The organism is Nocardia sp. CC213A (genome assembly GCF_030766805.1).
GTDB classification, from domain to species: domain Bacteria; phylum Actinomycetota; class Actinomycetes; order Mycobacteriales; family Mycobacteriaceae; genus Nocardia; species Nocardia otitidiscaviarum.
Genome location: NZ_JASFXA010000021.1, coordinates 133,084 through 159,189 on the forward strand (window position 1 = coordinate 133,084; position 26,106 = coordinate 159,189).

At 67.3% G+C, this 26,106-nt stretch carries 23 protein-coding genes and 1 pseudogene; 6 read left to right on the forward strand and 18 right to left on the reverse strand.

What is annotated here, in order from left to right:
- The first annotated feature begins 10 nt into the window (after positions 1-10).
- Positions 11-451, forward strand: coding sequence for a hypothetical protein (locus QJS31_RS30630; protein ID WP_306358317.1), 441 nt, complete (start codon positions 11-13; stop codon positions 449-451).
- Between the two features lie 145 nt (positions 452-596).
- Here QJS31_RS30630 and QJS31_RS30635 read toward each other — a convergent pair whose 3' ends face one another.
- The 12 genes from QJS31_RS30635 to QJS31_RS30690 all read right to left on the reverse strand — a co-directional run bounded on the left by QJS31_RS30635 (position 597) and on the right by QJS31_RS30690 (position 14,740).
- Positions 597-2,018 (reverse strand): cutinase family protein, encoded by a 1,422-nt coding sequence (locus tag QJS31_RS30635; RefSeq protein ID WP_306358318.1) that lies wholly within the window; start codon positions 2,016-2,018, stop codon positions 597-599.
- Between the two features lie 189 nt (positions 2,019-2,207).
- Positions 2,208-2,981 carry a hypothetical protein gene (locus tag QJS31_RS30640; protein WP_306358319.1) on the reverse strand — a complete coding sequence of 258 codons (774 nt, stop codon included), beginning with the start codon at positions 2,979-2,981 and terminating at the stop codon, positions 2,208-2,210.
- 370 nt (positions 2,982-3,351) lie between these two features.
- Positions 3,352-3,579 (reverse strand): hypothetical protein, encoded by a 228-nt coding sequence (locus QJS31_RS30645; protein WP_306358320.1) that lies wholly within the window; start codon positions 3,577-3,579, stop codon positions 3,352-3,354.
- A gap of 54 nt (positions 3,580-3,633) precedes the next feature.
- A complete protein-coding gene (locus QJS31_RS30650) occupies positions 3,634-4,632 on the reverse strand; it encodes an NlpC/P60 family protein (protein WP_306358321.1) in 999 nt (332 codons plus the stop codon).
- Positions 4,632-5,630, reverse strand: a complete 999-nt coding sequence (locus tag QJS31_RS30655; RefSeq protein ID WP_306358322.1) for a replication-relaxation family protein — start codon at positions 5,628-5,630, stop codon at positions 4,632-4,634. Before QJS31_RS30655 ends, QJS31_RS30650 begins: the two co-directional genes overlap by 1 nt.
- Before the next feature lie 69 nt (positions 5,631-5,699).
- Positions 5,700-8,216 (reverse strand): helicase HerA domain-containing protein, encoded by a 2,517-nt coding sequence (locus tag QJS31_RS30660; protein ID WP_306358323.1) that lies wholly within the window; start codon positions 8,214-8,216, stop codon positions 5,700-5,702.
- Positions 8,213-8,527, reverse strand: coding sequence for a hypothetical protein (locus QJS31_RS30665; protein WP_306358324.1), 315 nt, complete (start codon positions 8,525-8,527; stop codon positions 8,213-8,215). The genes QJS31_RS30660 and QJS31_RS30665 overlap by 4 nt, the downstream gene beginning before the upstream one ends.
- A complete protein-coding gene (locus tag QJS31_RS30670; protein WP_306358325.1) occupies positions 8,527-11,565 on the reverse strand; it encodes a PrgI family protein in 3,039 nt (1,012 codons plus the stop codon). The genes QJS31_RS30665 and QJS31_RS30670 overlap by 1 nt, the downstream gene beginning before the upstream one ends.
- A complete protein-coding gene (locus tag QJS31_RS30675; RefSeq protein WP_306358326.1) occupies positions 11,562-13,280 on the reverse strand; it encodes a hypothetical protein in 1,719 nt (572 codons plus the stop codon). Before QJS31_RS30675 ends, QJS31_RS30670 begins: the two co-directional genes overlap by 4 nt.
- A gap of 61 nt (positions 13,281-13,341) precedes the next feature.
- Positions 13,342-13,650, reverse strand: a complete 309-nt coding sequence (locus tag QJS31_RS30680; protein ID WP_306358327.1) for a pilin — start codon at positions 13,648-13,650, stop codon at positions 13,342-13,344.
- Between the two features lie 74 nt (positions 13,651-13,724).
- Positions 13,725-14,072: a hypothetical protein gene (locus QJS31_RS30685; RefSeq protein ID WP_306358328.1), complete on the reverse strand. Its 348-nt coding sequence runs from the start codon at positions 14,070-14,072 to the stop codon at positions 13,725-13,727.
- Entirely contained in the window at positions 14,069-14,740 is a 672-nt protein-coding gene (locus QJS31_RS30690) for a hypothetical protein (protein ID WP_306358329.1), read from the reverse strand. The genes QJS31_RS30685 and QJS31_RS30690 overlap by 4 nt, the downstream gene beginning before the upstream one ends.
- Before the next feature lie 339 nt (positions 14,741-15,079).
- Here QJS31_RS30690 and QJS31_RS30695 point away from each other — a divergent pair, with 339 nt between their 5' ends.
- The 3 genes from QJS31_RS30695 to QJS31_RS30705 all read left to right on the forward strand — a co-directional run bounded on the left by QJS31_RS30695 (position 15,080) and on the right by QJS31_RS30705 (position 17,361).
- Positions 15,080-15,727, forward strand: a complete 648-nt coding sequence (locus QJS31_RS30695) for a hypothetical protein (RefSeq protein WP_306358330.1) — start codon at positions 15,080-15,082, stop codon at positions 15,725-15,727.
- A 47-nt stretch (positions 15,728-15,774) separates the two neighbouring features.
- On the forward strand, positions 15,775-16,659 hold the full coding sequence (locus tag QJS31_RS30700; protein WP_306358331.1) for a TRM11 family methyltransferase: 885 nt from the start codon (positions 15,775-15,777) through the stop codon (positions 16,657-16,659).
- Positions 16,660-16,929: 270 nt separating this feature from the next.
- Positions 16,930-17,361: a transposase gene (locus QJS31_RS30705; RefSeq protein WP_372341787.1), complete on the forward strand. Its 432-nt coding sequence runs from the start codon at positions 16,930-16,932 to the stop codon at positions 17,359-17,361.
- Between the two features lie 213 nt (positions 17,362-17,574).
- Here QJS31_RS30705 and QJS31_RS37450 read toward each other — a convergent pair.
- Positions 17,575-17,676, reverse strand: a pseudogene (locus tag QJS31_RS37450) (IS3 family transposase); the annotation flags it as partial.
- A 46-nt stretch (positions 17,677-17,722) separates the two neighbouring features.
- Here QJS31_RS37450 and QJS31_RS30710 point away from each other — a divergent pair.
- The gene (locus QJS31_RS30710) at positions 17,723-18,373 is read left to right on the forward strand and encodes a DDE-type integrase/transposase/recombinase (protein ID WP_306358340.1); all 651 of its coding nucleotides are present in this window, start codon (positions 17,723-17,725) and stop codon (positions 18,371-18,373) included.
- 418 nt (positions 18,374-18,791) lie between these two features.
- Here QJS31_RS30710 and QJS31_RS30715 read toward each other — a convergent pair whose 3' ends face one another.
- Positions 18,792-19,037 (reverse strand): hypothetical protein, encoded by a 246-nt coding sequence (locus QJS31_RS30715; RefSeq protein WP_306358333.1) that lies wholly within the window; start codon positions 19,035-19,037, stop codon positions 18,792-18,794.
- A gap of 562 nt (positions 19,038-19,599) precedes the next feature.
- Entirely contained in the window at positions 19,600-20,283 is a 684-nt protein-coding gene (locus tag QJS31_RS30720; protein ID WP_306358334.1) for a hypothetical protein, read from the reverse strand.
- A 316-nt stretch (positions 20,284-20,599) separates the two neighbouring features.
- Between QJS31_RS30720 and QJS31_RS30725 the strand changes: the two genes are divergently transcribed.
- Positions 20,600-21,988: an ISAzo13 family transposase gene (locus QJS31_RS30725; RefSeq protein WP_372341834.1), complete on the forward strand. Its 1,389-nt coding sequence runs from the start codon at positions 20,600-20,602 to the stop codon at positions 21,986-21,988.
- Between the two features lie 228 nt (positions 21,989-22,216).
- Here QJS31_RS30725 and QJS31_RS30730 read toward each other — a convergent pair whose 3' ends face one another.
- From QJS31_RS30730 to QJS31_RS30740, 3 genes are all read right to left on the reverse strand, one after another.
- Positions 22,217-23,908 carry a hypothetical protein gene (locus tag QJS31_RS30730; protein ID WP_306358335.1) on the reverse strand — a complete coding sequence of 564 codons (1,692 nt, stop codon included), beginning with the start codon at positions 23,906-23,908 and terminating at the stop codon, positions 22,217-22,219.
- A gap of 216 nt (positions 23,909-24,124) precedes the next feature.
- Positions 24,125-24,967, reverse strand: coding sequence for a hypothetical protein (locus QJS31_RS30735; protein WP_306358336.1), 843 nt, complete (start codon positions 24,965-24,967; stop codon positions 24,125-24,127).
- A partial coding sequence (locus QJS31_RS30740) for a hypothetical protein (protein WP_306358337.1) occupies positions 24,942-26,106 on the reverse strand: 1,165 nt, incomplete at its 5' end. The genes QJS31_RS30740 and QJS31_RS30735, both read right to left, overlap by 26 nt.

Here is a 26,106-nt window from a genome sequence, read left to right on the forward strand (position 1 = left end):
TTGGATAATCATGAACCACGGTGAAGAAGAAGCTACGTCGGCACGGGATGAGGATTTCCTATACATCGCCAGAGCATTGCAGGAGGAACCCGAGGAAGTAGCTATCACACTTCGAACGCTGTTGACGGATCCGCTTGCTGATGTGCGAGTTGTTCCCTACCTAAAGGGTCTGTTGACGGACACCACGCTTTGCGTTCTATCGATACCCTATCGGTACGGCGAGATGCGTTGGCTGGCCGCCCATGCGCTCCGTGCAGAATATGACGCGCTCGGTATCGACGACATGATTGAGTTGCATGATGTCGTGCGACCACTCGACTTCAACGAGATCTACGAGTTGGGAAGAGCAGCGGACGTAGCCGTATCGCCGCCTTATCCGAGTGCCCTGGAAATGCTCGCTACGCTTCGCGAAGCTGGAAAGGTTCCCCTCGACGAATTGTGCCTTGGCTGATCGGCTGCCACGTTGCGACTGATCGCGCGACGCGGGACGTAGTCGGTGTCGGGTGCTACCTCCGCGCGGGGCGAGGACCGGAAGATCGGTCCGTCGGGCGTGCCTGGCTCGTTGATAAAGAGGCAGACGCGCCCGGGACGGTTGGTTAGCGGGTGTGCGCGATCTGGATGGTGATCCAGCCGGCCACGGCGGGCAAGTAGGCGCTGTAGCCAGTCTGGTGGACACCGGAGAGGTAGAACTGCGCCGCGTCGCGGCCCTGGCGCGCCAGATTCGACAGCATGCCGCTGGTGTCAGGGTTGCTGGTCAACGACGACGCCAGCGACGCCCCCGAGACGCTGGTGCCTGTCAGCGCGGCAGCGGCGGTGGCGGCGAGGTCGGCGGCTACGGGCACCAGGCCGACGAGGTCCATACCGGCACCGACGATATCGCCTATGGCGAGTTTCTCGGTGACGTGCCATGCGATCTCCTGGGCGGCACCGATGTTGTTGGCGACTCGCTTAATGTCGGTGCGTGCCAGGATGCGGACGATTTGTGCCGCGATGGCGGTGGTGCCGGAGGTGTCCATGGGTGCGGCCAGCTCCAGCGCGCGAGCGACCAGAGCGAGGTCGGCTCTGTCCGCGAGCTCGATGAGGGGACTGAAGCCGACGTTGATCGCCCCGGAGAGTCGGTGTGCCTCGGGAATATTGCCGGTGAGGACAGCGCCGGGCAGCGCCGCGAGGTCATTGAGCAGCGCTGGAACGCCCGAGGCGAACGACGCCAGAGCACCGGCCACGAGCACTACCTGTCGAGCGACGTTGGAGGTGTCGATCTCGCCGCCCGCAGAGGTGGTGCTCACCGCGGCCGAGGTGTCGGTGCCGTCGCCGGTGAAAGCACGGCCGAGCGCGGTCCAGGCCGGCGAGGACTCCTGCGAGGTCGCGCAGTACAGGTCTCCGGCGGCACACACGGTGCGCACTCGATCGGTGAGCGCTCCGAATCCTGCGCGTCGTGGACCGGACACGCCGTGCCCGCTGGTGCTGGTGCCCAGTTGCGGGGTGGACGCGTCGCGTCGCGGGTCGGCAAGCAACGCCACGGCGGCCACCCTCGAGGCGGTGATCGCCCCGGTCCCGGTGCCGATCGCGGAGGCGACATCGCCTGCGACATCGGCACCTTGGGAGTAGCCGACAAGCACAACCCTTGTCTCGGCGCATAATCCGCTCAATAGCCCCGATAGCGCGTGTACGCCAGCAGATTCCGAGCTGGCGTAGGGGGCCGCGGCAGCGGGGTAGGGCAGGTAGCGGACATCGATATCGCCGCCGTGGCGGCCGGTGAGATCGTTGCCGAGGGAGGCGAGCAGTCCGACCGGCTGGGCGGGGTTGGCGGCGGCATTGGTTTCCCCAGTGCCGGGCACCATGACGGCCGTGACCGGTGCGCAAACCGGGGCGGCCGTGGCGGGGCCTGCGCTGATGACGGTGGCGGCCGTAGCGGCGGCCACGATTGCCGTGGCGGTGACGGCGGCCGTCAGACGGGCCGGGACAGGGGCGCGATGTGGTGAGCCGGTGGCAGGGCGGTGGGAGCGGTTGGGGTTCATGAGCGGTCCTCCGGTGCGCGGGCGTGGGGGTGCGTACACCTGGGGACTGGCGGGTACCGCCGTGATTTGCCCACCCCGAGACCGAATAGAGCCCTCCGGTGCACCGGTTCACAGCGGCGGGCAAGCCTGCCTGTGAACGCACGGCGGCCGGTACTCGCGTTTTGCGTACCGGCCGCCGGGGCGGGGAAGCTAGCGGGCCTCGTGTTCGGCCTGCTGCTCCTGCTGGGAGGGGTGGAGCTTGAACTTGTTGGGGCGTTCGCAGGTGTGTTCGGCGACGTACTTGCCGACCAGTGCGAAGCAGGCGTTGTATACCGCGCCGGAGGACTTGCCGCCCAACGCTTTCGCGATCTTGCCCGGGGTGAACTCCTCGCCGGGATGCTCACGCAGGAAGTCCTCCACCTGCCCACGCAGCGCGCCCGGCTGCAAGCCCCGGGGGTGTGGCTTGGGCGGCTGCCCGCACAGCGGGCACACCCCCGCTACTGTGTCGGTGGACTGCGCTGTCGGGGTGTCGTCGCCCGCGTCGGTGCCCGCGTGCTCATCGTCGGGGTTGTCGGCGGGCGGTTCCGTCTCGGCCCCGGCGGAGGTCTTGTCGCCGTCGGGTTCGTCGGCAGGCTCGATCCCGGTCTCGTCGGCGGTGGTGGCAGGGTCGACCGCCTCGCTCGCCTCCGCCGCCGCTTCGGTGACCGGTTCGACCGAGGTGGCCTGCGGGTCGGGCTCGGGTGCGGTGGAGACCGTTTCGGTCGTGTCGGCGATGCGCCAGCGGAAGCCGGTGCGGTTGTCGTCGGCGGTGCGGGTGACAAGGTCGTCTGCGAGCCATCCGGCCAGGATCTTGCGGGCGGTCGATTTCGGCACCGACGCGGTGGTGGCCAGTTCGTTGGTGGTGGAGGCGGGGTGGTCGGTCAGCGCCTGCCACAGGGCGTTCTCGTGGGCGGCGCGGGCCTCGGCGGAGGTGGTGGTGGACATGACGTTTCCCCCTTCGGGAATCGTTCGAGGAAAAGAGGATTGGAAGGTTTGTCATGTCCCGGCCGGGACGGTCACCCGCCGGTTGCGCTACCGGATGCGTGCGGGTTCCAACTACATGGACGCTCCGTACCCGCATCGATGTCAAGCGGATTGGTGAAACAAGACGGGTGTCCACCTGGCGACGTGCGAATTCCGGGATGAATTCGGCTGTGAACGACGGGAATTCGGTAGCGCAGGGCGGGAATTGTGTGGTGCGGCACCGATGGACGCTCTTCGTTGTCGGACCTGTCGAGACACATCCGGAGCGCGCCGGGAAAAGCTTCTCGGGGTCCGGGCACCCCCCGATGGTCTGTGGTGGCGTGAACGGTCATTAATGGTGTGGCCGGGGGCCGTGTTGCCAGGGAAGGCGTTCGCAGAACAGGTGATCGAGTTGCCATTGCCAGGCACAGTCGGGACAGACTGTGTCCTCGTGTGAGCAGGTGTCGATGGTGGCGAGGGGGATATCGACTTCGTCGATGCGGGGTTCGACGATCTTGGCTCCCGGCAGGTAACCGTAGTCCGCGAGTGCCCGTATGGTTTTCGGGTTCTTTCTGGCCATCGGTCCCAACCTTTCGTGTCAGCGGGTCCCTACAGTTGCGTTATCGGTGCGAGGTCACTGGGCTGGATTCGCGGCTGTGGCGCTCGCCGCGGATAGTGGAGAGGTCGCGCCGAAGTAGTCATCGCCGGGGTAGCGGTAGTCCTGGACTCGTACCGGGACACCGAAGGTGGGGGCGTTGACCATCTTTCCGCCGCCCAGGTACAGGCCGACGTGATGAATGTCGGCGGTCGTGCCGTAGAAGACGAGATCGCCTGGACGCAAGGAGCTTTCCGGGATGACCGGACCGGCGTGGTACTGGTCGACGGCGACGCGGGGCAAGCTCACCCCGGCGGCGGCGTAGGCGGCCTTGGTCAGGCCCGAGCAGTCCCACCCACCGGAGGCCTCGGGGCCGTTGCCGCCCCAGACGTACGGCTGTCCCAGTTGCGCGCACGCAAACGCGAGCACGACCGCGGCGGTGTCGTCGCCGTGTACGGTGCCGCAATCGCCGGTGCCGGAGGGGGTGTGGCTGCGGTAGCGGGCGGCTTGGTCGAGCACGTCGCGCACGTACCAGTCGGCGTGGTTGTACGCCCAGATCGCGGAGTACATGTCCGCCGGTGCGCCGGAGTCGCACAGGTAGTAGGCGGCGGCGTGCACCGCGTCGGAGGGGTTGTAGCGCGAGGGCGGGGTGGCTCCTCCTGCTGGGAGCCGGTGGCGGGTGGTGACTTCGTCGAAGGTGGGTGCGAGGAATTGCATCGGGCCGCCTGCTCCGGCGAAGTTTTCTCCGGAGTGGACGCCGGGCAGGGGGGAGCGGCCGTGGTCGGTTTCGATCTTGCCGATGGCGGCGAGTACCGACCAGTCCAGGCCGGGACATACCGGCGCAGCCTTCTGGTACAGCACGAGCATGGATTCCGGAATGTCGGAGACCGCTTCCGGACTCGGTGCCGCGCCCGCCCGCGGGACGGGCGGGACAGGCTTGGGCTGGTCGAAGACGATCACGGTGGTGACGACCGAGGCGATGACCAACGCGCAGAAGCCGGTGCTTACCGCGCCCGCGGCGAGGGCTTTGCCGAGCATCACCGTTCACCCGCCTCGGGCGGCGGGCACGGTGGGGGTGGCGTCAGGACCGCGTAGCGGCTGTGCGGGGCGACCGGGACGCTCGCGGGAGCGGGCGTCACGCGCGGCCACCGGACAGCCAGATCGGGCAGCGCGACGCGCGTGCCGTCAGTGGAGTCCAAGCCCAACCAGACCGGCGCGGCCGGGCTGGCGGCCGGGTCGGTGGTGGGGAGCAGGTCGGCGGCGGCGGTGGCGACAGGCACTGCTGCGGGGTCGCGCAGCCCGGCCCAGATGTTGCGCAATGCTTTTCGTGCGGCGGCTTCGCGGGAGCCGACTGGTACCCATACGAGTACGGGGGTGATGACGCCGCTGGTGCGGGCGAGTTCGGCGTAGCCGTGCAGTTTGCCCGCCACGGTCGGCAGTGCCATGGTGGCGAGGTCGAATTCGAGGAAGAAGTCCAGCGTTGCCCCCGCATGGGTGTAGCGGCCGTAACCGTCGGGAATGACGAGATCACCCCAGAGCGCCCGGCAGCGGTTCTCCGACCACCAGGCCAGCAGCGCGGCGCTCCCGGTCGCGCGGGCGGTGGTTGCCAAGGTGATGAACCACTCGTTGACGCCGATGGTGTGAGCCAGGTGCAGACTGTGCGCGACAGCGAGGGCACGGTCGGGCCGGAATCCCAACTCGCGCAGTTCGATTCCGGCTTGCGCGGCGAGTACGGCGGCTCCGGCCGGGGCGAGGACCCAGTGTGTGGGGGCGGTGCCGATGCTGCGCAGCGGCCGGAAGCGCTCGAGGAGGGCGTAGTCGTGCAGCGCGGCGAGGCGGCGGCGGGCGCGGCTAGGGCTGCCGAAGGTCAGGGCGGTGAGCTGGGGTGTGGTGAGTACTCGGTGCTCGTGGCACATCCGCAGGATCCAGCGGTCCCGCTCGGTCAGGCACAGCGCCAGCCGTGCGTGTGCGCGGCCGAGGGCCTTCACACGTCGCGGGGCGCGCAGTTCGCGTTGGCGGGTCGGGCGGTTGATCATGGCGGACTCGTTTCGCTCTCGCGGGTGGATGTGGTGGCTGTGCTGCACGTCTCGGCCGATCCGAACGTGTTAGGACAGGCGTGGGTCCGCGCTTGTCGGGGGCTCCGTGCTCTTGGCAAGGTCGACGCCTCCGGCGGTGTCGGTGGCGGTCGCGGGTTCGGTCGGTGTGTTGCGGGTGCGGACGGATGCGCGGATCGCGGCGGCGCGGCCGGGGATCGGGTCGGGCAGTGGCCGGGTGATGAGGGTGAACGGTGGGGCCTGCTGGCCGCCGACGAGCAGTCGGGCAGCGGCGTGGTAGACGTCGAGGTGGGTGAGGTCGTGCTCGGTCAGTAGCGGGCTGGTGTGGCGGGCGAGTTCGCGGGCGTCTTCGGGGGAGCCGGAGAAGATGAGTTTGTTGCGGGCGTTGGCGGAGATGCCTTCGCGCAGTTCGCGGGAGAGCTGCCCGAGGTTCTGGTGCGCCAGTACCAGCGATAGGCGCAGGCCGCGGGCCTCGGCGAGCATGTCCTCGACCGGGGTGGACAGGTTGAGGAAGTTCTGGGCTTCGTCGAGGACGAGGCTGGCGTCGGGGCGGTCGGCGGTGGCGAGGCGGGAGCGGGTGATTGCGGCCTGCCAGGTCCGGGCCACCAGGAGCGACCCCATCAGTCGGGCGGTGTCTTCTCCGAGGGAGCCCTTCGGGAGCCGGGCCAGGCAGATCCCGCTGTCGTTGAGGACCTCGGTGAGGTCGACGGTGGACTCGCCGGCCGCGATCGCCGCGCGCACGAAAGGCCGTAACAGGAACGCGCGCAGCTTGTTGAGCAGCGGCCCGACCGCTTGCGCGCGGGCGGCTTCGGATTGTTCGCTCCAGGAGTTCCAGAAGTCGCGCAGCACGGGGTCGCTGACTTCCCGTGTGATGCGTTCGAGATTGGCTCCGCCGCCGAGCAATCCGGCGAGGTCGACGAGGGTGTGGATTCCGGGTCGCGCGCACAGGGTGCGCAGGCTGACACGAAGGATGTCGTCGGTTCTCGGTCCCCACCAGCGGGCGTAGATGCGGGAGAAGATCGTGGCCAGGTTGTCGACCGCGAGATCCAGGCCCTCGGTGCTGGTATCGAGGGGGTTCACGCACGGGGGCCGGAGTGTGGAGTCGGCGTCGAAGATCACGACGTTGTCGGCCAGTCGACGTGGCAGGCGCGCCAGCACGTCGGTGACCAGATCGCCTTTGGGATCGATGACGACCACTCCGCGTCCGGCGTCGGCGTCGGCGAGGATCCATTGCGCCAGCAGTGTGGACTTGCCGACACCGGTCGCGCCGAGGACGTGGGTGTGGTGCCGGGCGTCGGCGACGGTGAGCGCGACCGGGCGTCCGTTCCCGGAATCGGCGATTCCGAGTGGTTTCGAGTGCGGGCCGCCGAGGGAGATGGTCGTGGCCGGGGGCAGCGCCCGTGCGCCCGCACGCGCCAACCCGGGCACCGACGCTTCGCCCGGCAGATGGGCGATGCCCGCGATCTCGGGGACCGACAGCAGATCGCCGTGTCCGAGCCAACGCCACTGCAAGGCCCAGGCTTTACGGAATTGACGGCGGCGGCGATAGAAGTTCAGGTCGGTGCAAGAGGCGAACACCGCTGCGGCGGCGTGCGCGCGACCCCGCGCGATCGCCCGCGCCTCACCGCGCCCGGCAGGGTCGGCATCGCCGGGCAGGTCGACGGCGGCGGCGTAGCGAATCAGTGTTTCCCAGTGCCCGCCACGAGTTTTCGTGACCGCCGCGCGGGTCTGGACAGTGTCCTCCATGCGGGTGAACCGATCCACCGGCATCGAGCGCACCTGAGGTGCGCGGGTCGAGGAACCGGGCGTGAGTAGATCGAGGACCTCGCTGGCCACACACGCCGCCGCGCGCGTCAGTGCGGCGGTGAGCCCGCCGGACTGTCCGGTGTGCAGGCGGCGGACACGGCGGCCGGTGACCGGACGCGCCAGGATCTGCACGCACACGCTTTCCCCGGTGCCGAGATCGGCTGCGGCTGTGAGCAGGTCGCGGGCGATATCGGTACTGTCGTAGTCGGTGCGGATCGGGAAACTCTCCGGCCGTCCCAGCCGCAGCCGCCCCGCCACCAGTATTCGCCGCACACCCGGCTCCGGTACGGCCAGCGGCGCGGCAGCCTGCTCGCTGGTCTGGGTGCGCGCGCCCGGCCACGCCGAGGCCACCGCACGCTCCACCAACCCTGGCGGGATCGATGCCGGGGTCCAGATCGCGAGGCTGACACCGGCGTGCCCGGTGACCCGGTATTCGAAGGCCACGTGCGGCTGCCCGAACAGCAACCTCTTCCACGCCGGGCGCAACAGCCCGACCAGATGTGACCACAAGGCATGCGCCGCATGTGCTTCCAGTGTCGGTGGACACAAGATGGTGACTTCGCGAGCGTCACTGGCCAGCCGCACCCGCCGGGCGTAGCGCCCGATCACCGTGGCGAGCACCGCTGCGGCGGCCACTGCCGCGAGGGCGGTCGCGGTTGCGGCGCTCACCGCGGTGAGTCGCGCGGTGAGCCGGTCGAGGATCTGGCTGGGGGCGAGCAGTACCTGCCCGAGCCAACCCGGCGCGGGTGCGGGGGCGCTCATCGCAGCCTGCCTCTCCGATTGAGGCAGTTGCCGCAGCGGCGGCGGTGTGCGCCGATGCCGCCGGGGCCGTAGAACCGCTCCGAACTGACCGCGCCGGAGACGATCTCGGGGGCGAGGTGCCCGACGTGCCAGGCCCCGATGCGGCGTGGGCACGGGTAGGCGCGCAATCCCGCTTCGCCGGGATAGCGGCGGCGCGCGTATCGGCGTGCGGTCCTGCGGGTGTCGAAGGCGGCTTTGCCGCAGTCCCGGCAGAACCCGAGGTATCCGGGCGAGGGCTGGTAGCGGTGGCGCTCACCGCGGTCCGGGGCCATTACACGGCCTCGGGCAGGTCGAGGAAGACCTCGTCGCCACCGTCCTCGTCGGTCGACGCGGCAGCATCGACGGTGGGTGTCAGGCCGACCGGCAGGGCGGGGACGTCCTCGCCGGGCAGATCGACCCCGATGTCGGTGTTCTCGCCGGCGGTAGCGAACTGCGGCGAGGTTGTGATCAGGGCGTCCTCGAAATCGGAGGCCACCGAGGCGAACACGGCCCGGTCGGTGCCCACCGCCAACAGGCCCTGGCCGCGATCGGCGGCGAGCAGGAACCCCCGCTCACCGTCGGACAGCCCGAACGCGGCAGCGACCTCGTCGATGGCCTGCGGCGCCTGCCGCAACAGGACTTGGGTGGCGGCGTTGGCGACGATCGCCTTGCCCAGCTCGGTGGCCAGTACATCGGCGCAATCCTGGGTGGCGACGGTGAGTCCGGCCCAGTGCTTGCGGAAACTCTTGGCGGCCCGGAACAAGAACTCTCCGCCCGCTTCCTGACGCAGCATCCACCACGCTTCGTCCACGACCACGAGTCGGGGCTGGCGGATCGCGGGGTTGGACACTCGCCGCCAGGTCACGTCCAGGGCGAGGAGTGTGCCGAGGGTTTTGAGTTCGTCGGGCAGCTCTCGCAGGGAGAAGACCACGAACGCGCCCTCAGGGCGGGTGGTCGTCTCGCCGTCGATGAGCCCGGCGAACGCGCCCCCGGTGACGAACGGTGCCAGTGCCTGGGCCAGCTCGACGCCGATGCTGCTGCCGCTGGCGTGCAGCTGCTCGGCCAACATGCCCAGCGTCGGGGCCGGACGGGTCCAGGTGGCCGGGTCGTCGGTGATCTCGGCTGCGAGATAGGTCGCGGTGAGCGCGGTATCGAGTACCGCCCGCTGCGCGGGAGTCTGCTCACCGAGCAGCACCCGGATCACGGTGTGCAGGAACAACTTCCGCCGCGTCAAGGCATCAGAGGGGGCGCTGCGGCGGCCGTCGGGACGGAGGTGAACTTCCAGATCGAACGGGTTGAGCCGCACATCGGGTGCACCGAGCTGCAGGTAGGTGCCGCAGACGGCCTCCGCCAGGGGCCGGTACTCGTCCTCGGGGTCGATGACGATGACCTCGATACCGCGCTGCAGCGACCGCAGCACCTCGGATTTGACCAGATAGCTCTTGCCCGACCCGCTTCGCCCGAGCACCACCATGTTGTGGTTGTGGATGGTCTCGGCGAACCGATCCCAGAACACCAGCCCGCTGGCGGCGTCGCGGCCGTACAGCACGCCTTCGGGGCGATGCGCCGACACCGGATCACCCACCGGCAGCTGCGGGGAGGTGAAGGGGAACGCGGCGGCGAGCGCGTCGGTGTCGAAGGTGCGGGCCACCTGCACCGGGTCCATCCCCAACGGCAGCGTCGCTGTCCACGCGGGCACGGCGCGGTAGGCGAGGTGGCAGGTGTCGATCAGCAGGCTCGCCGCCAGCGCCCGGACCGCCGAGACCTCCTCGGCCAGTTCGGTTTCGGTGCTGGCGTGCACGCTGAGGTAGAGACCGACCCGGAACAGTCGGCCCTCGCCGCGGGCCACCCGCGCGGACAGGTCGGCGGCGTCCTCGGCGGCGACATCGAGCTGCGGATCGGGCAGCAGACCGTAGGTGGCGTTGTGGCCGCGTGAGGATTCCAGGCGGGCTTGCTGGCGGCGTAGCCGGTTCGCGGCGGTCACCGGATCGATCGGATCGATGTGCAGGGAAAGGTCGACGCGGCCGGGGTGGGCGAGCAGCGGAGCGAGCCAACCACCGGCGACCTCGCGGGGATAGCCGGTGACCGCGAGGGTCGACACCCAATCCGACCCGATCTCCACCGCACGGGCACCGACGGTCAGCGACTGCGGCGCGAACACCGAGCGCATCCCGAATCGTTCGCGGCGCGACCGAATCCGGCGGTTCTGGCGGCGAGGCGTGGCAGGGCCGTCGTCGTCGGAGCCGATGCCGGTGCTGGTGTGCTCGCGGAGTTCGCTGGCAGCCGTAGTGATGACGGCGTCGGGGGCGGCGATGTCAGCGCTGTGCGGGACGAGGCTGGCCGGGTTGGTGGCCGAGGCCACGATCGCGGTGGCTTGGACGTCGTCGAGGGCGGTGACCGTGACGCCGAGCGGGGCCAGCATGTCGGTGGCCTCCGACAGTCGCCGCAGCAGCCGCGTCTCGGCAGCACGACGGGCCGCGGCCGAGACTTCGCGGGCTGCGCGGCGACGGCTCGGCAGCAGTGAGGCGGCCAGGGTGCGCGCGGACGGCCCGGCCAGCCCCGGCGCGGCGGCGCTGGCCCCGTGCAGCGGTTCGCGCCACACCAGCAGCACCTGCCGGTGCAGCAGATCTTCGCTGGTAGCGAGGTCGGTCAGGAACGCGGCGTGATCGCGGGCGGCGTCGGCCAGCTCCGGTGACATGTCCTGCGCGGCGGTGCGCAGCGCGGCGATACGGCCGGTCAGATCCAGGCGGGTGGAGCGGATGAGGATCTGGACCGGCTGGCGCAGAGTGTGCAGCCAGCCGCCGAGTTGCGCGACGAGCGCGGCCTGTTCGGCCGGGGTGCGCAAGGCGAGGTTCACGGTGCCCGCGACCGCGACCGCAGCCAGCCCGTCCGGGCCGAGGTCGACGACCCCGACTTCCCCGGACCTGTCCACCTTCTGTGGCAGGTGCGCGGTGGCGTTCGTGATAACCTGCTGGGCCGCCGATTTCGGCTTCCGGCTCGTGCGGGCGGTGAGCCAGCGCGGTGCCGCGATCAGCCCGTCCGGGGCGGCGGCGAGCCGATGCGGACGCATTCGGTGTCCGATCGCGGCGACGAGCAGCTGGTCACCGGACAACCCGTCGCGCGTGATGAGCACCAGACCGGTCACCAGCGCGCCGAGCGGGACCGTGCAGGCGACGAACACCGGCGGCGACACCAGCTCGCGGGTCAGCATCCAGGCCAGGTACACGCCGAGGGCGGTGACGGCGAGGATAGCGAGCTGACGGGCAGTGAAGGGGCCGACGAGTTTGTCGCGGCGATCGACATCGGCGGGAATACGGGCGGAGACAGTCATTTCGAACTCCTCGGGGTGCGGCGGGTACGGCGGCGAACGGGCAGATCCGGAAGCGGCAGATGCAACTGCCGCCCAGCAGGCGGGCGAGGCGCGGATGGTGCGGCCGGTGCCGCAGGTGGTGGAGTGCTGGCGCGCGGCGGTGCCGGGGTGCGGCGGACCTCAAGCGGGAGCGGGTACTGCCCGCTTCGGGTCGGGCGCAGCCCCGCGTACGGGTCGCGCTCTGCAGGCACCGTGAAGTCGAAGGCCAACTCTTTGGGGCGCGGCCCCCGGGTTGCGGGCTGCGGCTTCGTTACCGGAACCGGTGGTGGTGCAGTGGGTTTGGGTACACGCTCGACGGGGATCGGGAGCTGGTACTGGCCGTCGCGGCGCAGGCGCGGTTTCGGTCCAAGGTCGACCCCGCCGTGGAATTGCGGCAGCGGCAACATCAACTGCTCTCCCTGAGGCGTGGCGACCGGCATCGACGAGGCGCTCGGAATTCGCGTCGCCGGGGCGGGCGGGCGTTCGGTGCGCCGCAGGCCGGGCAGCGGCAGCATCAACTGACCGGTGCGGGTGGCCCGCACCTTCGCGTACGGATCGGGATCGCTCGTAGCGCCAGCAGCGGAGGGAACCTTGCCACTGCCGGAGCGGGAGAACGCCGCTTTCTCACCGGACCTCAGCAGCCCGAAGGTCTTGTACACGATGAACCCGCGCACGATCGAGGACACCAACCCGCGCCCGTTACCGATCCTGAGCGCTGCCAGCAGCCAGAACGGGATCTTGATCAGCAGCAGGCCCATCGCGTTGGCGACGATGATGTTGACCACGCCATCTCTGGTGGGGCCGAAGAACCACCAACCGTCCGGGGACAGGAACACTCGCAGCCCGACGATGAGCACCATCGACTGCACGACCTGAATAGCCAGGCACGCGGCGAACGCGCGCCACCACCAGCGGGCGATCGCGTCCAGGCCGGGCAGGGCGAAGCACATCATCGCCAACGGGGCCGCCACGATGAGCACCACGGTGATGACCAGGCGGATGACCCAGGTGATCAGCAGGATCGTCATCACCACGAGGAACACGACCAGCAGCAACGTCGCGAACAGATTGGTGCCGGTGCCTCCACCGACGTTCATCATCGACTTGAAAGACTCTGTGGCGGAGTCGGATTCGACGCCGTCTCCGGCCATCGCCACGGCGAGCCCGTTGGCGAAGCGGATCGCTCGAGTGGCGATGATCATGCTCATCGCGCCCGCGATGAACCCGACGACCAGGCGGGGAAGCAGTTCGCGCCAGCCCCAGCGGGTTTGCAGGGTCTCGTGCAGCATGAGCAGGACCCCGGCTGCGATCACGACGAGCCCGTACATGGCGAGCACGAGTTGCCACGACGAGTCCCACAACTCCTGGATGCGCGGAAACGTGCTGGGCTCGGGCGTGGTCAGCAGGTGCTCGGCGACCCATTCCATGACCGGGTTGAGGCCGGACTCGACCAGGCGGCGGAAGAACCCGTCGATCGCGCCCGCGACACACGCGGGAATATTGGTGACCCCGCACTCCGACTCATCGACGCCCTGCACCGGCTCGACCGGGCTCTGCTGAGGAACGGCAGGCGCGGGCACTCCACTGGTAGGCGAGGTCGGCGCGGGGACAGTCGGGGCGGCCGGGGCCGGTGGCGTGGTCGGTTCGGCGAGGCTGAGTCCGTTGCCGCACAACAGGATCGCCGCGACAGTCAGCACGAGGACCAGGACCCGCCGCAGCGGCGGAGGCACGGTGCTGGCGTGGTGGCGGGCGATCATGTCAGCCGCCAACGATCGACTTGAGGACCGCGACCACGACCGGCGCGAGCATCGCCAGCGCGTAGCCGATACAGGCGGCCCGAAGCGCGACCTTGGCGCGTTCGACCTCGCCAGGGTCACCGGAGCAGATCAGATAGCGGGTGCCACCGATGGTCAAGCACACGGTCGCGATCAGCGCGAGGATCCCGACGATCCAATTGCGCAGATTGTTGAGCACTTCGTCGAACGAACCCGCGACCGCCAGCACCGGCTGCGCCGAGGCAGGCCCGGCCGCCGCAGCGAGCACCACACCGGCCAACACGACCGCCACGGCGCTGCGGGCGAGGCGACGCTGGACACGGCCAGCGTGTGGGGGCTGTTCGGGTGCGTGGGTGAGGGCGTGGATTATGCGCATCGCTTGACCTCCGGTACCGGATACGGGGAGACAGCTGTGTTCCCCTGGCACCTGTCACTGGCGGCGCTATCGCGAGAAATCCCCACCGGGCGTGCGCTCTGCTGATTTCCGGTGCTACCGGCGGCAGCATCGACGGCGGCAGTCTCCACGACGCTGGTGCGCTTGGCACCGGCCTCGGCCAACCGCTCACGCAGCCACGACGCCACCCGCCTCTCGGCACGTTTACGCGCCCGGTGCAGCTGCTTGTAGGGCCGGTTGCGTTCGGTTGCCAGAGAGATCAGCGTGCGGCCCGCGAGCCGGGTGTCGGCGATCAAGAAGGCACTATCGGTGTCGATCACGCCCTCGGCCACCGCCTGGTGCAGCAGATGCTCCGGATTCGTGTGACCACGGTCCTGGCGCTGGTCGAAGTTGTTGGGCGGTACTGGCAGCGGAGATAGCGCTTCGCGCTTCTCCCACCTGCGCCCACCTCGATAGGCTGCCCAGCGCAGCGCACACCACAGCCGGGCCTGCCCCAGGTTGATGTTCTGGACGCTTCCAGGAACGCGGTCAGCACCGCCGCCTCGGCATCGGCCCGGTCGCCACCGACCCGCCGCGCCAGCCGTGCTGCCGCCGACGCCATCATCGGCACTGCCAGCCCCGCGCACGCCAACACCGCGTCGGGGCCTTCGCGGCGTGCGCGGGAGATCAGCCACGTCCACACCGCGTCGACGTCCATCACCGTGAACGGCACCGAGGAGTCGGTCAGCAGCGCCCGCAACCGGCCCCACGTCACCGGCGACTCCGGCAACGCTGCCGCCGCCTGCGGGCTCAGCGGAACCTGCTGCGTAGCGATCTGGTCGAACCGTTCCTTCACCGCCGTCAGTGGCAGCCGAGGATCCCTACGCCCGTAACTACGGTCGAATGAATTCATGACGATCAGCTCCTCGCTGGGATCGAAAAGGGAATTCGTCCAGCCCAGGACAGCAAGCCGCCGCCACGAGGAATCCACAAGAAATACGCCGGGCACACACGAAAGGTCCACAAGAAGTCCACCAACCCGCCGAGGTGGCACCCACCTCACGTGCGGACAGTCGACCAGGAGCGGCGGGGAAGGTCTGCTCTACCTGGTGTTGTGTATACCTCGTGGACTTTCCGTGGCGCTGGTTTCGGCGCGCCACCCGCAAGTGCGGTCATGTAAGAAAGTTCGTTGATGAAGCTGGTCACGAAAGCCGGTTTCGGCGTTCTGCCGGTGGTGACGAATTCTTGCGGATATTCGATTCGGCGAGAATTGTCGGGCGATTTTCAGGTGGTTCTCTTGCAGTCACGGGGTGTACGGAATTCCGTCTCCCTGAAGGGATCACCACCCATGCCTGCTCCCCGCCCCACCGTCGCCGTGCCGTCCACGATCTGGGCCTGCGGTCGTGACCTTCCTTGCCGAAGCGACCTGTGGCCAGCATCGATCCTGCGCCGCACCGTCACCGAATTCAGCCAGCCCAACGCTCACGTGGTTCTGCTCGCCGCCTCACCCGCCAGGCAGCTCGCCGCCCGCCATGCCCGCGTTGCACTGACCGACACTGACCGGTCGGTGAGCGCACTGACCGTCAAGGACTCGCCGCCCAGACCGGCCCGCGGCGAGGTCGCCGACCTCGTCATCGCCAGCCTGCTACCCGACCCCCATACCCCGCCACCGGGCGACATCCACACTCGGCTCGCGCTCGCGGCTGCGGACTTGATGCGCGGCGGCGCGATCCTGGCCGTGCTCACCCGCTGCAGCCACACCCCCACCGGGCTCCTCGACGACGCCACCGGCCCCGTCGTGGCCGCCGCCCAATCCGCCGACCTGCTCTACCTCTCCCACATCGTCGCCCTCCCGCTACACGACGACACGGTCACCGCCCCCACCGCCAACGACTGCCTCGATGAACCCCGCCACCACGTCGTGCACATCGACGTCACGGTCTTCCTCCAGCCCGCCGACCAACACCAGGCCGCCGCCCTCGACCACGCCGCCTAACGCCGATCCACATCCGCCGCCGCCCACCACGCAGACAGGACTTCCTGATGAGCGAACTCCGCACGCCCCCGTCCGGCCCCGGCCCGGCCGTCCCGGTATCGGTGTGGGCCACCGCCCAACACGCCCCGGCTACGCAACGACGGGGCCGCTACCACCCCGACGGCACCGCCCACCCCGCCAAAATGCTGCCCGCCGTCGCCGCCCACGCCATCACCCACTACACCCAACCCGGCGACCTCGTCCTCGACCCCATGTGCGGCACCGGAACCACCCTCGTCGAAGCCCTCCACCTCGACCGCCGCGCGCTCGGCGTCGAATACGAAACCCGCTGGGCTACCATCGCCCGCACCAACATCGACCTCGCCCACGCCGCCGGATGCGACCGAGACGCCGCCGTGTACTCCGGCGACGCCCGCCGCCTCGACACCCTGCTGCCCGCCGACTACCTCGGCACCGTGGACCTGGTCATCACCTCCCCGCCCTACGGCGACTCCACCCACGGCCACGTCAAAGTCACACCCGGTGCAGGCGTGCACAAGATCAACCACCGCTACGGGTCCACACTCGACCGCGGCCAGCTCGCCAACGTCGGCCTCGGAAGGCTGCTGTCCGGATTCACCCGCATCCTGTCCGCCAGCGCCGCGTTCGTGCGCCCCGGCGGGCACGTCGTCATCACCGCCCGCCCGTGGCGGCAACACACCGAACTCGTCGACCTGCCCTCCCACGTCATCACCTGTGGCACCCTGGCCGGACTCGAACCAACCGAACGCTGCGTCGCCCTGCTCGGGCGGTTGGCCGACGGCGAGTTCATCGCGCGCTCCAGCTTCTTCCAACGCGACTTCGTCGTGAAGAAGCGCCGCGCGGGCCTACCGACCCACCTCATCGCCCACGAAGACGTCCTGATCTTCCGCAAACCCGTACTAAGATCCTGAAGTTCTCCGGACCCAAGTATTTTCGGTGGGATGCGCTGAGCTGGCCGGGGTTCACCGAAACTGAGCGTCCCTAGCTCGACCTCGAGTGGCCGTCAGTGTCGGACCCACACGTAGCGATCTGGTGCAGGTCAGGAACGGACCACCGGGCACAGAAGGCGTGCCTTCGCCGATGGGCACCGCCCTACCTGCCAGACTCTGATGAGACCATCCGGTCTGTAAGTTGTCCGTAGGTGTTGTAGGGCGAGTTCAGGGATATCGAGCAAGGTGACTATGGGTGCGGCCGATCTGCCCGCCGCCGACGGCGCGGGCAAGAGGTCGAAGAAGGGTGAATCGGGACGGCCGAAGCGGCGCTCGTTCACCCCGGAGTACAAGTTGGCGATCGTGGCCGAGTACGACCGGTTGACCGAGTCGGGAGCGCGGGGGGCGCTGCTGCGGCGGGAGGGCTTGTATCACTCGCATGTGATCGAGTGGCGTCGTGCCCGCGACGCGGGCGCGTTGAACGCGTTGGCGGCCAAGACAACCGGGCCGAAGCCGGAGAAATCAGCGGCCGAGCGGGAGAACGAGCGCCTGGCTGCGAAGCTGGCCCGGGCCGAAGCGGAGTTGGAGAAGAACCGGAAGGCCCTGGCCATCATGGGAAAAGCGCACGAGCTCTTGGAAATGCTCTCCGAGAGCGCGGGTTTCGACGACAAACCGACGACGTGATCGACGCGGCGGCTAGGGAGCTGGAACCGGTCACCGGCACCCGGGCCGCGTGCCGGTTGACCGGCAAGTCCCGGGCCACGCTGCACCGGCACCGCAACCCGAAACCGCCCAAACTGGGTCCGCGACGGCCGGTGGTGCACCCGGCCGCCCTGTCGGCGGCCGAGCAGGCGGAGGTGTTAGCGCAGTTGCGCAGCGACCGGTTTCCCCGTGGGCGCGCAGCAACCGATACATCGTGGAGACCGAGCACAGGTAGGTGCCCTCGTCGAGCAGGATCGCCCACACCTGCGCCGGCGACTTGTCCACGAAGGTTCGCGAGCGTCGCCGCCAGGCCACGCATCCGCCGCGGACAAAGCCCGAGTTGGTGGCCACCGGCCCGAACCAGGTATGGAGTTGGGACGCCACGAAATTGAAGGGACCGTTCAAGGGCGTCTACTACACGCTGCTGGTGATGCTGGACATCTTCTCCCGCAAAGCGGTCCATTGGCGGGTGATCCCGGCCGAATCGCAGTGGATCGCCAAGCAATTCCAGCTCGACGCGATCAAAGCCAACGACGGCATCATGCCCGACTATGTCCACGCCGACAACGGCGGCCCGATGACCAGCAAACCGGTGGCCGAGTTGCTGGTGGATCTGCACATCACCCGCTCGCATTCGCGCCCGCACGTGTCCAATGACAACCCCTATAGCGAAGCGAATTTCAAGACTCTGAAGTACTGTCCGGCGTTCCCGGAACGGTTCGCCTCGATCGGTGAGGCCGACCGGTTCGCGCGGGCGTTCTTCACCTACTACAACGACCATCACCGCCACTCCGGGATCGGATTACACACTCCCGCAACGGTTCACGACGGCACCGCCCAGCGAATCCGTGCCGAACGCGGCGAGGTCCTCGCCGCCGCCTACGTGGCCAACCCGACTCGGTTCCGGCGGCCACCGACCCCACCCCAGCTGCCGACGGCGGCCTGGATCAACGAGCCTCCGAAGGAGAACATCAACACAGAATTCGTGGCCTGACCGGTCTCACCGGGTTTGACAGATTCCGCCGTGGGTGTTTCGAAGCGCGCGCGTCGCGGCATGAGCGTGCACCTCTGCAAGGCCTTGGCCAGCGAGTTCCGTTGCACGACAAGGCTGTGGCAGCCACTGACTCATGCCGATTACGGCGCTTGTTCGATGATGTGGACAGCGAGACGCTCCATGTAGCCCGAGAGGGCACATGGGATACCGCTTGGTCCCGCTCTACCCCCAGGGGTTGAATAGCTACCCGGCCCGCCTGCGAGCTCACCGATCCCCAGATCTATCCCGTACTGTATCTTCGACGTGATATCGACGATGCCCTCTGTTGACCCACCACTAAAGTCGGGGTCGTAGTGCCACAGCGAGCCGTCTGGCAGCAGCAGCTCGATTCCTGCGTAATCTGCAGGGGTATAGCGGATCACAAAGCCCGCCGGGGACCACCGGGCAGGCTGGTACCACTTACGTTTTCGTTTGGATTGATCTCCACCTTCCTGGGTTGGATATTCCTTCCCAGGTATGCAGCGAGATCAACAAGTGCCCGCTCGATTTCGTCAGCCGCCACGGCCTGGTGCCGTTGCTTCTCGACGTCCTCGTCGATGCGTTTCGCAGCCTCAGCGCGACGTCGCGCGAGTTCGCGTTCGACGGACTCCTCGAAGTCGTTCATACGGGCGGACGATACTCCGAAACTGCGGGGTACCGTACCAACGGATATCGTTGAAAGCCAGGTGTATTGTAGGCCGATGGCAAGCAAGGGTCGGGCATCGGCTTGAGGGTACGTTCGGCCCGGCAGTCACCGCGGCCGTACTTCGTTGGTATGCGAATCTGGACTCGCAGCCGCTTCTCACGAGACGAATGCGTCTCCGCGCCGGTGCAGGACAATGCCCGTCGTAATGACCTTCCGACGATTGGCAGGCGATCCACCCAACAGTCACGCGCGCCCACCCAGCAGTAGATGCCCTTCCGGGCATCTAGCGGGCGGAGGCTTGAATCCCGTCGGGACGCACAACCAGACACGCCGAGTCGAACCCATGTGTGAATAATAGCTGAGCGAGTGCTGATGGTCTTGCTGCGGCTGACGAGTTGACCTGTGGAATCTGCGGCGAGAATCCGACCGGCCTCGGTGGCCAGATGTGGTCGGATTGCCGAGCCTGAATCGAGGCACGCAACAGCAGCGATCCATACCCGAACGTGCCCCGTTCTGAGGTCTAGCGACAGGTCGAGGCGAGTCAGTTCACCCCTAGGTCGGCCCGAGCCTGCGCCGCGAACTTGTTGATGGACTCGACGGCATCTTTCCGGGCGTTCTCGGCTCCCTGCAGAAATTGCTGCCTAGCCGCAACGTCGTGTCCAACGTCCATGAATGCCAAGAAATAGATCTTGCCTGCTTGCCCGAATTGTTGTCGCATCTCGCGGGCGATGGCGATCAGATCGGCAGGCGCGATCAATTCCATCTCACCGATTGCTGCTGTAAGTGCGGTCATCTCCTCGCCGAGGGCTCGGAAGCCGAGTTGGTCATCCTGCTCTGGCTGCTCAGGGGGCCGATAGTCTTCCGGAATCTCGTCGAAGAGATTCGAGCCATAGTCCGGGATCATGCGTATCGCGATCTGGACGAGACGCGCGTCCATTGAACGGGCGTGCCTCAGTAACTCTTGATACGCCTCCGTTAATCGCTCGCGTTTGAAGTCATCGCGTGACGTTTGCGAGGATGCGGCTAGCTGGGCTTGTGTTGTCACGATGCTTGCTGCGGCACCAACTGATGCGCCGAGAAGGGCAGAGACTGCCGCGATGGCTGCGATTCCCATCTGTAGGCGTGACTCTTCGGAGCGCCTCCCCGTGTGGCTGGGATTGCGCGCTGGCACTTCCGAGACGTCGTCGAACTGCTCTTCGTCTGTACTGTTCGGCTCTTCACCCATGGATGAGCCTTCCTGCTGACACCTGCGTTCAGTCGATATATACCGAACGTACCAACACAACTTGTAGTGTGCGACGAAATGCGCTGGATCGTAACTCGGTCTCGAAAAACCTCGAAAACACCGGTTACATGCACCGTCGCGGGCATGTCAGCTCAGGACCTAACGGACCCAGGTCCGCCTAAAGCGCTCGGCGGGCCTTCGATTGGCCGCGACGTCTGGGAGCTGGGCGCACGCCATTTGGCTAAGCGCTCGCCGGAAAATAAGCTGTGTCTTGCGGTGTGGCCGATGATGGGGTGTGGGCGTATCGGTGGAGGCTGTGAAGGAGTTGGCGGCGAAGTTCGCGCTGATCTTGCCGCATCTGGATGAGCGGCGGCTGCTGCTCGGGGTCGAGGCTCGGATGCTGGGGCATGGCGGGATCCGAACGGTGGCCGAGGCTGCGGGGGTGAGCGAGGCGACCGTCTCGCACGGGATGGCCGAGGCAGTGTCGGGGACGCAACTGTCGGGTCGGGTGCGCCGCGCGGGTGGCGGTCGCAAACGGTTGACCGTGACCGATCCGGGGTTGCGGGGTGCGTTGCTGGCGTTGGTGGAACCGCACGAGCGCGGTGATCCGACCTCGCCGTTGCGGTGGACGACTTTGTCGACTCGCACGCTCGCCGCGGAGTTGACCCGCGAGGGGCATCCGGTGTCGGCCGATACTGTGGCCGCGATGTTGCGGTCGGAGGGATTCAGCCTGCAGGCCAACGTGAAAACGCTCGAGGGCGCTCAGCATCCCGACCGCGATGCTCAATTCCGGTATCTCAACGAGCAGGCGCGGGCGCATCGTGATGCCGGGTATCCGGTGATCAGTGTGGACACCAAGAAGAAGGAGCTGGTCGGCGAGTTCCGCAATGCGGGGCGGACCTGGCGGCCGAAGCGGCACCCGGTACCGGTCAACGTCTACGACTTCCCCGAATCCGGTGTGGGCAAAGCGATCCCGTACGGGATCTACGATGTCGCCGCTGACGTCGGGTGGGTGAACGTCGGCTGTGACCACGACACCGCCGCGTTCGCGGTGGAGTCGATCCGCCGCTGGTGGAACGACCTCGGCCACGCCACTTATCCGGCCGCGCGGCGGCTGCTGATCACAGCCGACGCCGGGGGTTCCAACGGGTATCGCACCCGCGCATGGAAGACCGAACTGGCCGCATTGGCCGCCGCGAGTGGGCTGACGATCACCGTCTGCCATTTTCCACCGGGGACCTCGAAATGGAACAAGATCGAGCACCGGTTGTTCGCGGCGATCACCGGCAACTGGCGCGGACGGCCGTTGACCAGCCACCAGGTCGTGGTCAACACGGGTAGAACAGATTCTCATGACGCCGAGCAGCCAACGCTGCGTCAACGAACGACGGATATGCGGCAGATTACTGTAGAAACAGCCGATCTGCCCTACTGGACACACTCAGAGAATCTAGGCGCGACGAGTTCGCAATGTCACGAATCACGGAATGGTGCACGACGCTCCCTCGCGATCCAGAGTGGGGTGGCGCTGTCCGGTTGGCATAAGAAAACAAGTCCTGAGCGTGCGCGATGTTCGGCATTACGGGGGCGTTCGGCGGGGGCGCCCAACGCCCGTATCGCATCGCCGATTGCAACATGTTCACTAATCGAGATTGCGCAGTCCGTGGTCGGATGCCTCGCTGCGAGGTCTTCGCCTCAACAGTGACAAAATTTCCGTGCTTTCAGGGTCCAGGCCGCCTTACCGGAATGGGGAATCGTGCGCGCTTTCGCCCCGCTTTCCCGACTGACCCAGCCGGGCTTCGTCCGCTGTGAGAAACAGGCACACCGGAGAGCGCAGTCTGCGAGCTTCCGGCCCGCCGACCCCATGAGCACCGTCAACAAGCCAACGACGAGCACCGCACCGGTGGGACGTGCGTTTCGCCACCGCGCCAGCTCATGCTGGTGTGGCGATGGCCTGAAACTGCACGGCCAGGTTGTGCCAAGGTTCGGGGTCGGTGGTGCTGGTCGCGGGTGATTGCGCGGCGATTTCAGCGAGAATGCGCTGCGTGGGCACCCAGGCCGGGATCTGGTCGATTTCGCGCACGATCTGCATGGGGTGCCCGCTGCGGTGAACTTCCTTCCACGTGGCGATGTTGTCCAGGATCGGGATCAGCAGCCCGGAGTCTCGGTCGAGCCCCGCGCACACTGCCTCGGCAACAGCCTGCGGGCTGCTGGTGTAGGTCATCGTCCAGGCCAGCAATTTGCCTACACGGAACCCGTTAGCAGACCACAGCGCCGAATCTCGCCAATCAGCGTGTTCGAGTGAGTGCTTCAGGTGCTCGACAGCCTTGTCGGAGAGGGCTTGACGTCCGGATTCTGCTGCGGTGGCGGCCAATGAGCGCAGTAGTTCCGCAGCTACGATCAACGGGGTTAGCGCCGCGGCTTGTTCGATCAGGGAGGCGTAGGTTTGCTCGTCGGCGTGTTCTGCCACGTGCGCGGCCAGGGAGGTGGTGGCCACCAGATCGCAGGTCATCGTCGCGGCTATCGGCGGCAGCTCTCTGGCGTAGTCGGCGGCGGCGAGCAATGTGGCATACAGGGTAGCGTCGTAGGGGCGGGCGACCCGCGCCCAGGGGCGTGCGGAGTCCAGAAGTGCGTTGTGGGCACGAAAGTGCGCCTGTTGCTCGGATTCGGCCGGCTTGACCACCGCCGGTGCCGGTGGTGGTGGCTGTGCGGGCTGGCCACGCCATGTCGCGGCCGTGGCCATGCTGGCGCAATGCAGTTCTTCCAGAGCGGCTTCGAGGCGCTCGTCGTCGGGGCTGTGACCGGGAGATGGCCAAGACTGGGCGGCGGCAAGGACTTCGGCGAGGGCGCGCTCAACCCATTCGACCCATGTCTCGAGCTCTGGGCTGGTGGCATGGACGGCGTGCAGTTCACCATGCACCGCGGCGGCCAGCGGTTCTAGATGCTGATCGGCGAGGTCGAGCTGTGCCTGCAGCGCAGCGCGCAGTTGCTGGGTTTCGAGTCCGGATGGCTCGACGGTGAGCAGTTCACCGTTGCTGTCCCACATGGGCATCGACGCGCTCAGTTGCTGGCGGCGGCGCTGCCAGGCTTCCGCGGCTGCGCTGGCGCCTTGGCGGTAGTGGCGGGCGGTGGCGATGAGCGTGCCGATCGCGCGAGCGAGGTCGGCGAGCTTGGTGGCGGCGGCCAGATCGGTGCCAAAGCCCTGTTTGGCGAAGGACGCGTGCCGGATTTGGCTGATCTCGTCGTCGGTGGGTTGCCAGCCGCGGTGCAGCTGTTGGTATTCGGCCAGCTGGGCTGTTTTCCACGTGCGCAGTGTCTCGGCGGGGAAGAACGCCGGGGTGGCATCGATTTCCCAGGCGTGGGCTTCGCAGAGCAGGATCAGATTCTCCGGTGCCCGGTTGTCGGCTTCGCTCATTAGGGGGTCCCAGCGGGGGCCGCCTTCGCTGCGGGCGTGGATGTGGGCGACGCGGCTGTTGAGGATGTAGGCGCCGGTGTCGGGGTTGGTCCGGTAGAGCGGTTTGGTACAGGTGGGTTCTCCGCAGCGGTAGGCGGTGCCGTAGAGCTGTTTGATCGTCGAATCGGTGGGGTAGCGGTGCTCGATGGGTGAGCCTTGCACGCTGGTCAACTTGCGTCCTCTCCGATCACCACAGACGGCTTCGCGATCTCAGAACCTATGGTGCTGCATTATATTTCGCGTGACCGACCGCCGGCAGAGCCGGGCGGCGCCCCAGCCGCCGCGAGGCGCACGGATCGCGGCATGTGCGAGTGTTCGGGAGCGTCGACCGCCTCGTGTGGCTGTTTGCACAACGTGACAGGCGGGGTGATGGGAAGCGACGTGCCGTCAGATGTGGGTTGTTCGGGTTCCGAGGAGGCGGGGTTTGAGGAGGCCGGTCCAGTGGGAGACGGTGATCTCGGCGTCGTCGAAGCTGGTGCCGATGGAGTTGCCGGCGACCAGCCTGCGGTAAAAGGTGTCGTTGAACTCTCGGCATTGGTGGTCGTCGACGCGGCTGGGCCAGGCAATGACGATATTGTCGGCGGCGGCCAGTTGGTGGGCGAGAGCCAGGGACCCACAGAAGTTCAGCACGATTGCAGTGGATTTGTGCTGGGCGCGGCGCAAGGTTTGCAGGAGTAAAGGGTGGGTCACGCCGAAGGGTTTGCCGTGGTGGGTGAGGAAGATTTCGCCGTAGTCGCTGTGCGCGGCGAGATGCAGGATGGTGGGTTGGTGATCGTCGAGGGCTGCACGGAGGTCGGCTAACGCGATCCCGGCGATCTCCTTAACTGTGTAGCGAATTTCGCATTGCTGGCGGATCAAGGCTGTTTCGGTGGTGAAGTCGTTGGTGCAATCGGGTCGCACATTCGGGTGGCCGGTGACGATAAGGACGCTTGGGTAGTCAGGGGGTGCGGCACCTTGAGGGTGGTTGAGCCGAATGTCGGTGTCGGGCTTAAGATTATCGAGGTGGTCTGAGCGCCATTCGCTGAATTCCTCCGGGGTCACGCCGATGGCGGTCGCGATGGCGTCCCATTCGGCGCGGCCGCGGTAGGTTCTGGCAATGTCCACCGTGGCGCGGATCATGATGGTCCGCTCCCGAGGGGGAGCGGTACGAACCAACTCACCCAGGGTGGCGAGGCGGTGCAGTGCGGTGAGGTCGAGGCCCGGTTCAGATGGCACGGGGTCGTGGCTCACGCAGCGCATCGATAACAATTGTGAGCGACTCGAATTGAGTGTTGATGCTCTCGAGCGCCGCAAGCGCCCGGTGGCGGTCGCGGTCGGTTCCGGCGGCTGCGGCCGCGTACGCGGCTTCGCGGATGTTCGATGCGAACCGATCCGTCTCGGCAACTGTCGCCGCTGATTCGGCAGCGTCGGGTATGTCCCCGGATTGGCGGCGATCGCCGTCGCTGAGCGGATCAGGTTGCTCGTCGAGGGCGATTGTTTCGGCTTCGGTGACCAGAGCAGTAAGGACCGCTGAGAGCAGCGGGGCGGTGAACGGGTCGGCGGAGGGGTGGGGCGACGCCCACCAAAGGGCGCGGATCAGATCGGGTTCGCCGGTGGCGATGACACGAAAAGCAAGGTCCTTGGCGTCGGTGCGGTCCAGGACGGCGTCGATGACCTCGGGTATCGGGTAATGGTCGGTGAGGCTCAGGATGGCCAAATGCTGGCGCGCCGAGGGGGCATCGTTTGCCGCCAGAATACGTCGGACGATGGGGTCGCTGCGGAGGTCGGAGTGGTCGCTGAGGTATCGCTGTGATCCGGTCCAGGTTGGTGTCGCGATCCATTCTCGCACTAGTTCCAGGGCTCGCCCCTCGGCGGTGAGGGTGTCGAGTGTGCGTTGGAGACCATGTTCGAGGCCGTCGGCTATCACGAAAATCAATTGGCGCGGCTTGTCGTATTCGGGGAAGAGCTGAGAAAGTGCGTCGAGGGCGAAGAGACAACTTTCGTTGCTGAGTTCGGACCAATGAGCCGACAGGAACTCTCGCATCGAGGTTGCGCTATCGGTGCTGACCCAGGTATTCATCAGATCACGGGTGCGATCATCGATGGGCAGCCTCACCCAGGCCGGAAAAACACTGTCACGGGCTTCGAACGCACCGGCGACCAGTCGGCGGATTCGTCGGCGAACTTCACCTGTGAGCCGAGGATCGCTGCTGTCTTGATCTGCCACCTGCGCGGCGGCCACCAAATCCGCAGCGATTTCAGGACCGTTGCTCGATTTGCGTCGCCAGCGATAGCGTTCGGTGTACAAGTAGGCGGTGGCGGGCGCCGAGAGACCCTGCCATGTCGATTCCCAAGCCATGAGAGCTGCCCTTTGATCACCGGTCTCGGCT

Excerpts from the sequence above, each read along its gene's own strand:
- QJS31_RS30650 (WP_306358321.1), bottom strand. The coding sequence starts at position 4,632 with ATGCTCGGCAAAGCCCTCGCCGCGGGCGCGGTAAGCACCGGCTTCTGC.
- QJS31_RS30640 (WP_306358319.1), bottom strand. The coding sequence starts at position 2,981 with ATGTCCACCACCACCTCCGCCGAGGCCCGCGCCGCCCACGAGAACGCC.
- QJS31_RS30665 (WP_306358324.1), bottom strand. The coding sequence starts at position 8,527 with ATGGCCCCGGACCGCGGTGAGCGCCACCGCTACCAGCCCTCGCCCGGA.
- QJS31_RS30645 (WP_306358320.1), bottom strand. The coding sequence starts at position 3,579 with ATGGCCAGAAAGAACCCGAAAACCATACGGGCACTCGCGGACTACGGT.
- QJS31_RS30635 (WP_306358318.1), bottom strand. The coding sequence starts at position 2,018 with ATGAACCCCAACCGCTCCCACCGCCCTGCCACCGGCTCACCACATCGC.
- QJS31_RS30660 (WP_306358323.1), bottom strand. The coding sequence starts at position 8,216 with ATGAGCGCCCCCGCACCCGCGCCGGGTTGGCTCGGGCAGGTACTGCTC.
- QJS31_RS30630 (WP_306358317.1), top strand. The coding sequence starts at position 11 with ATGAACCACGGTGAAGAAGAAGCTACGTCGGCACGGGATGAGGATTTC.
- QJS31_RS30705 (WP_372341787.1), top strand. The coding sequence starts at position 16,930 with ATGGGTGCGGCCGATCTGCCCGCCGCCGACGGCGCGGGCAAGAGGTCG.
- QJS31_RS30720 (WP_306358334.1), bottom strand. The coding sequence starts at position 20,283 with ATGGGTGAAGAGCCGAACAGTACAGACGAAGAGCAGTTCGACGACGTC.
- QJS31_RS30700 (WP_306358331.1), top strand. The coding sequence starts at position 15,775 with ATGAGCGAACTCCGCACGCCCCCGTCCGGCCCCGGCCCGGCCGTCCCG.
- QJS31_RS30655 (WP_306358322.1), bottom strand. The coding sequence starts at position 5,630 with ATGATCAACCGCCCGACCCGCCAACGCGAACTGCGCGCCCCGCGACGT.
- QJS31_RS30670 (WP_306358325.1), bottom strand. The coding sequence starts at position 11,565 with ATGACTGTCTCCGCCCGTATTCCCGCCGATGTCGATCGCCGCGACAAA.
- QJS31_RS30695 (WP_306358330.1), top strand. The coding sequence starts at position 15,080 with ATGCCTGCTCCCCGCCCCACCGTCGCCGTGCCGTCCACGATCTGGGCC.
- QJS31_RS30715 (WP_306358333.1), bottom strand. The coding sequence starts at position 19,037 with ATGAACGACTTCGAGGAGTCCGTCGAACGCGAACTCGCGCGACGTCGC.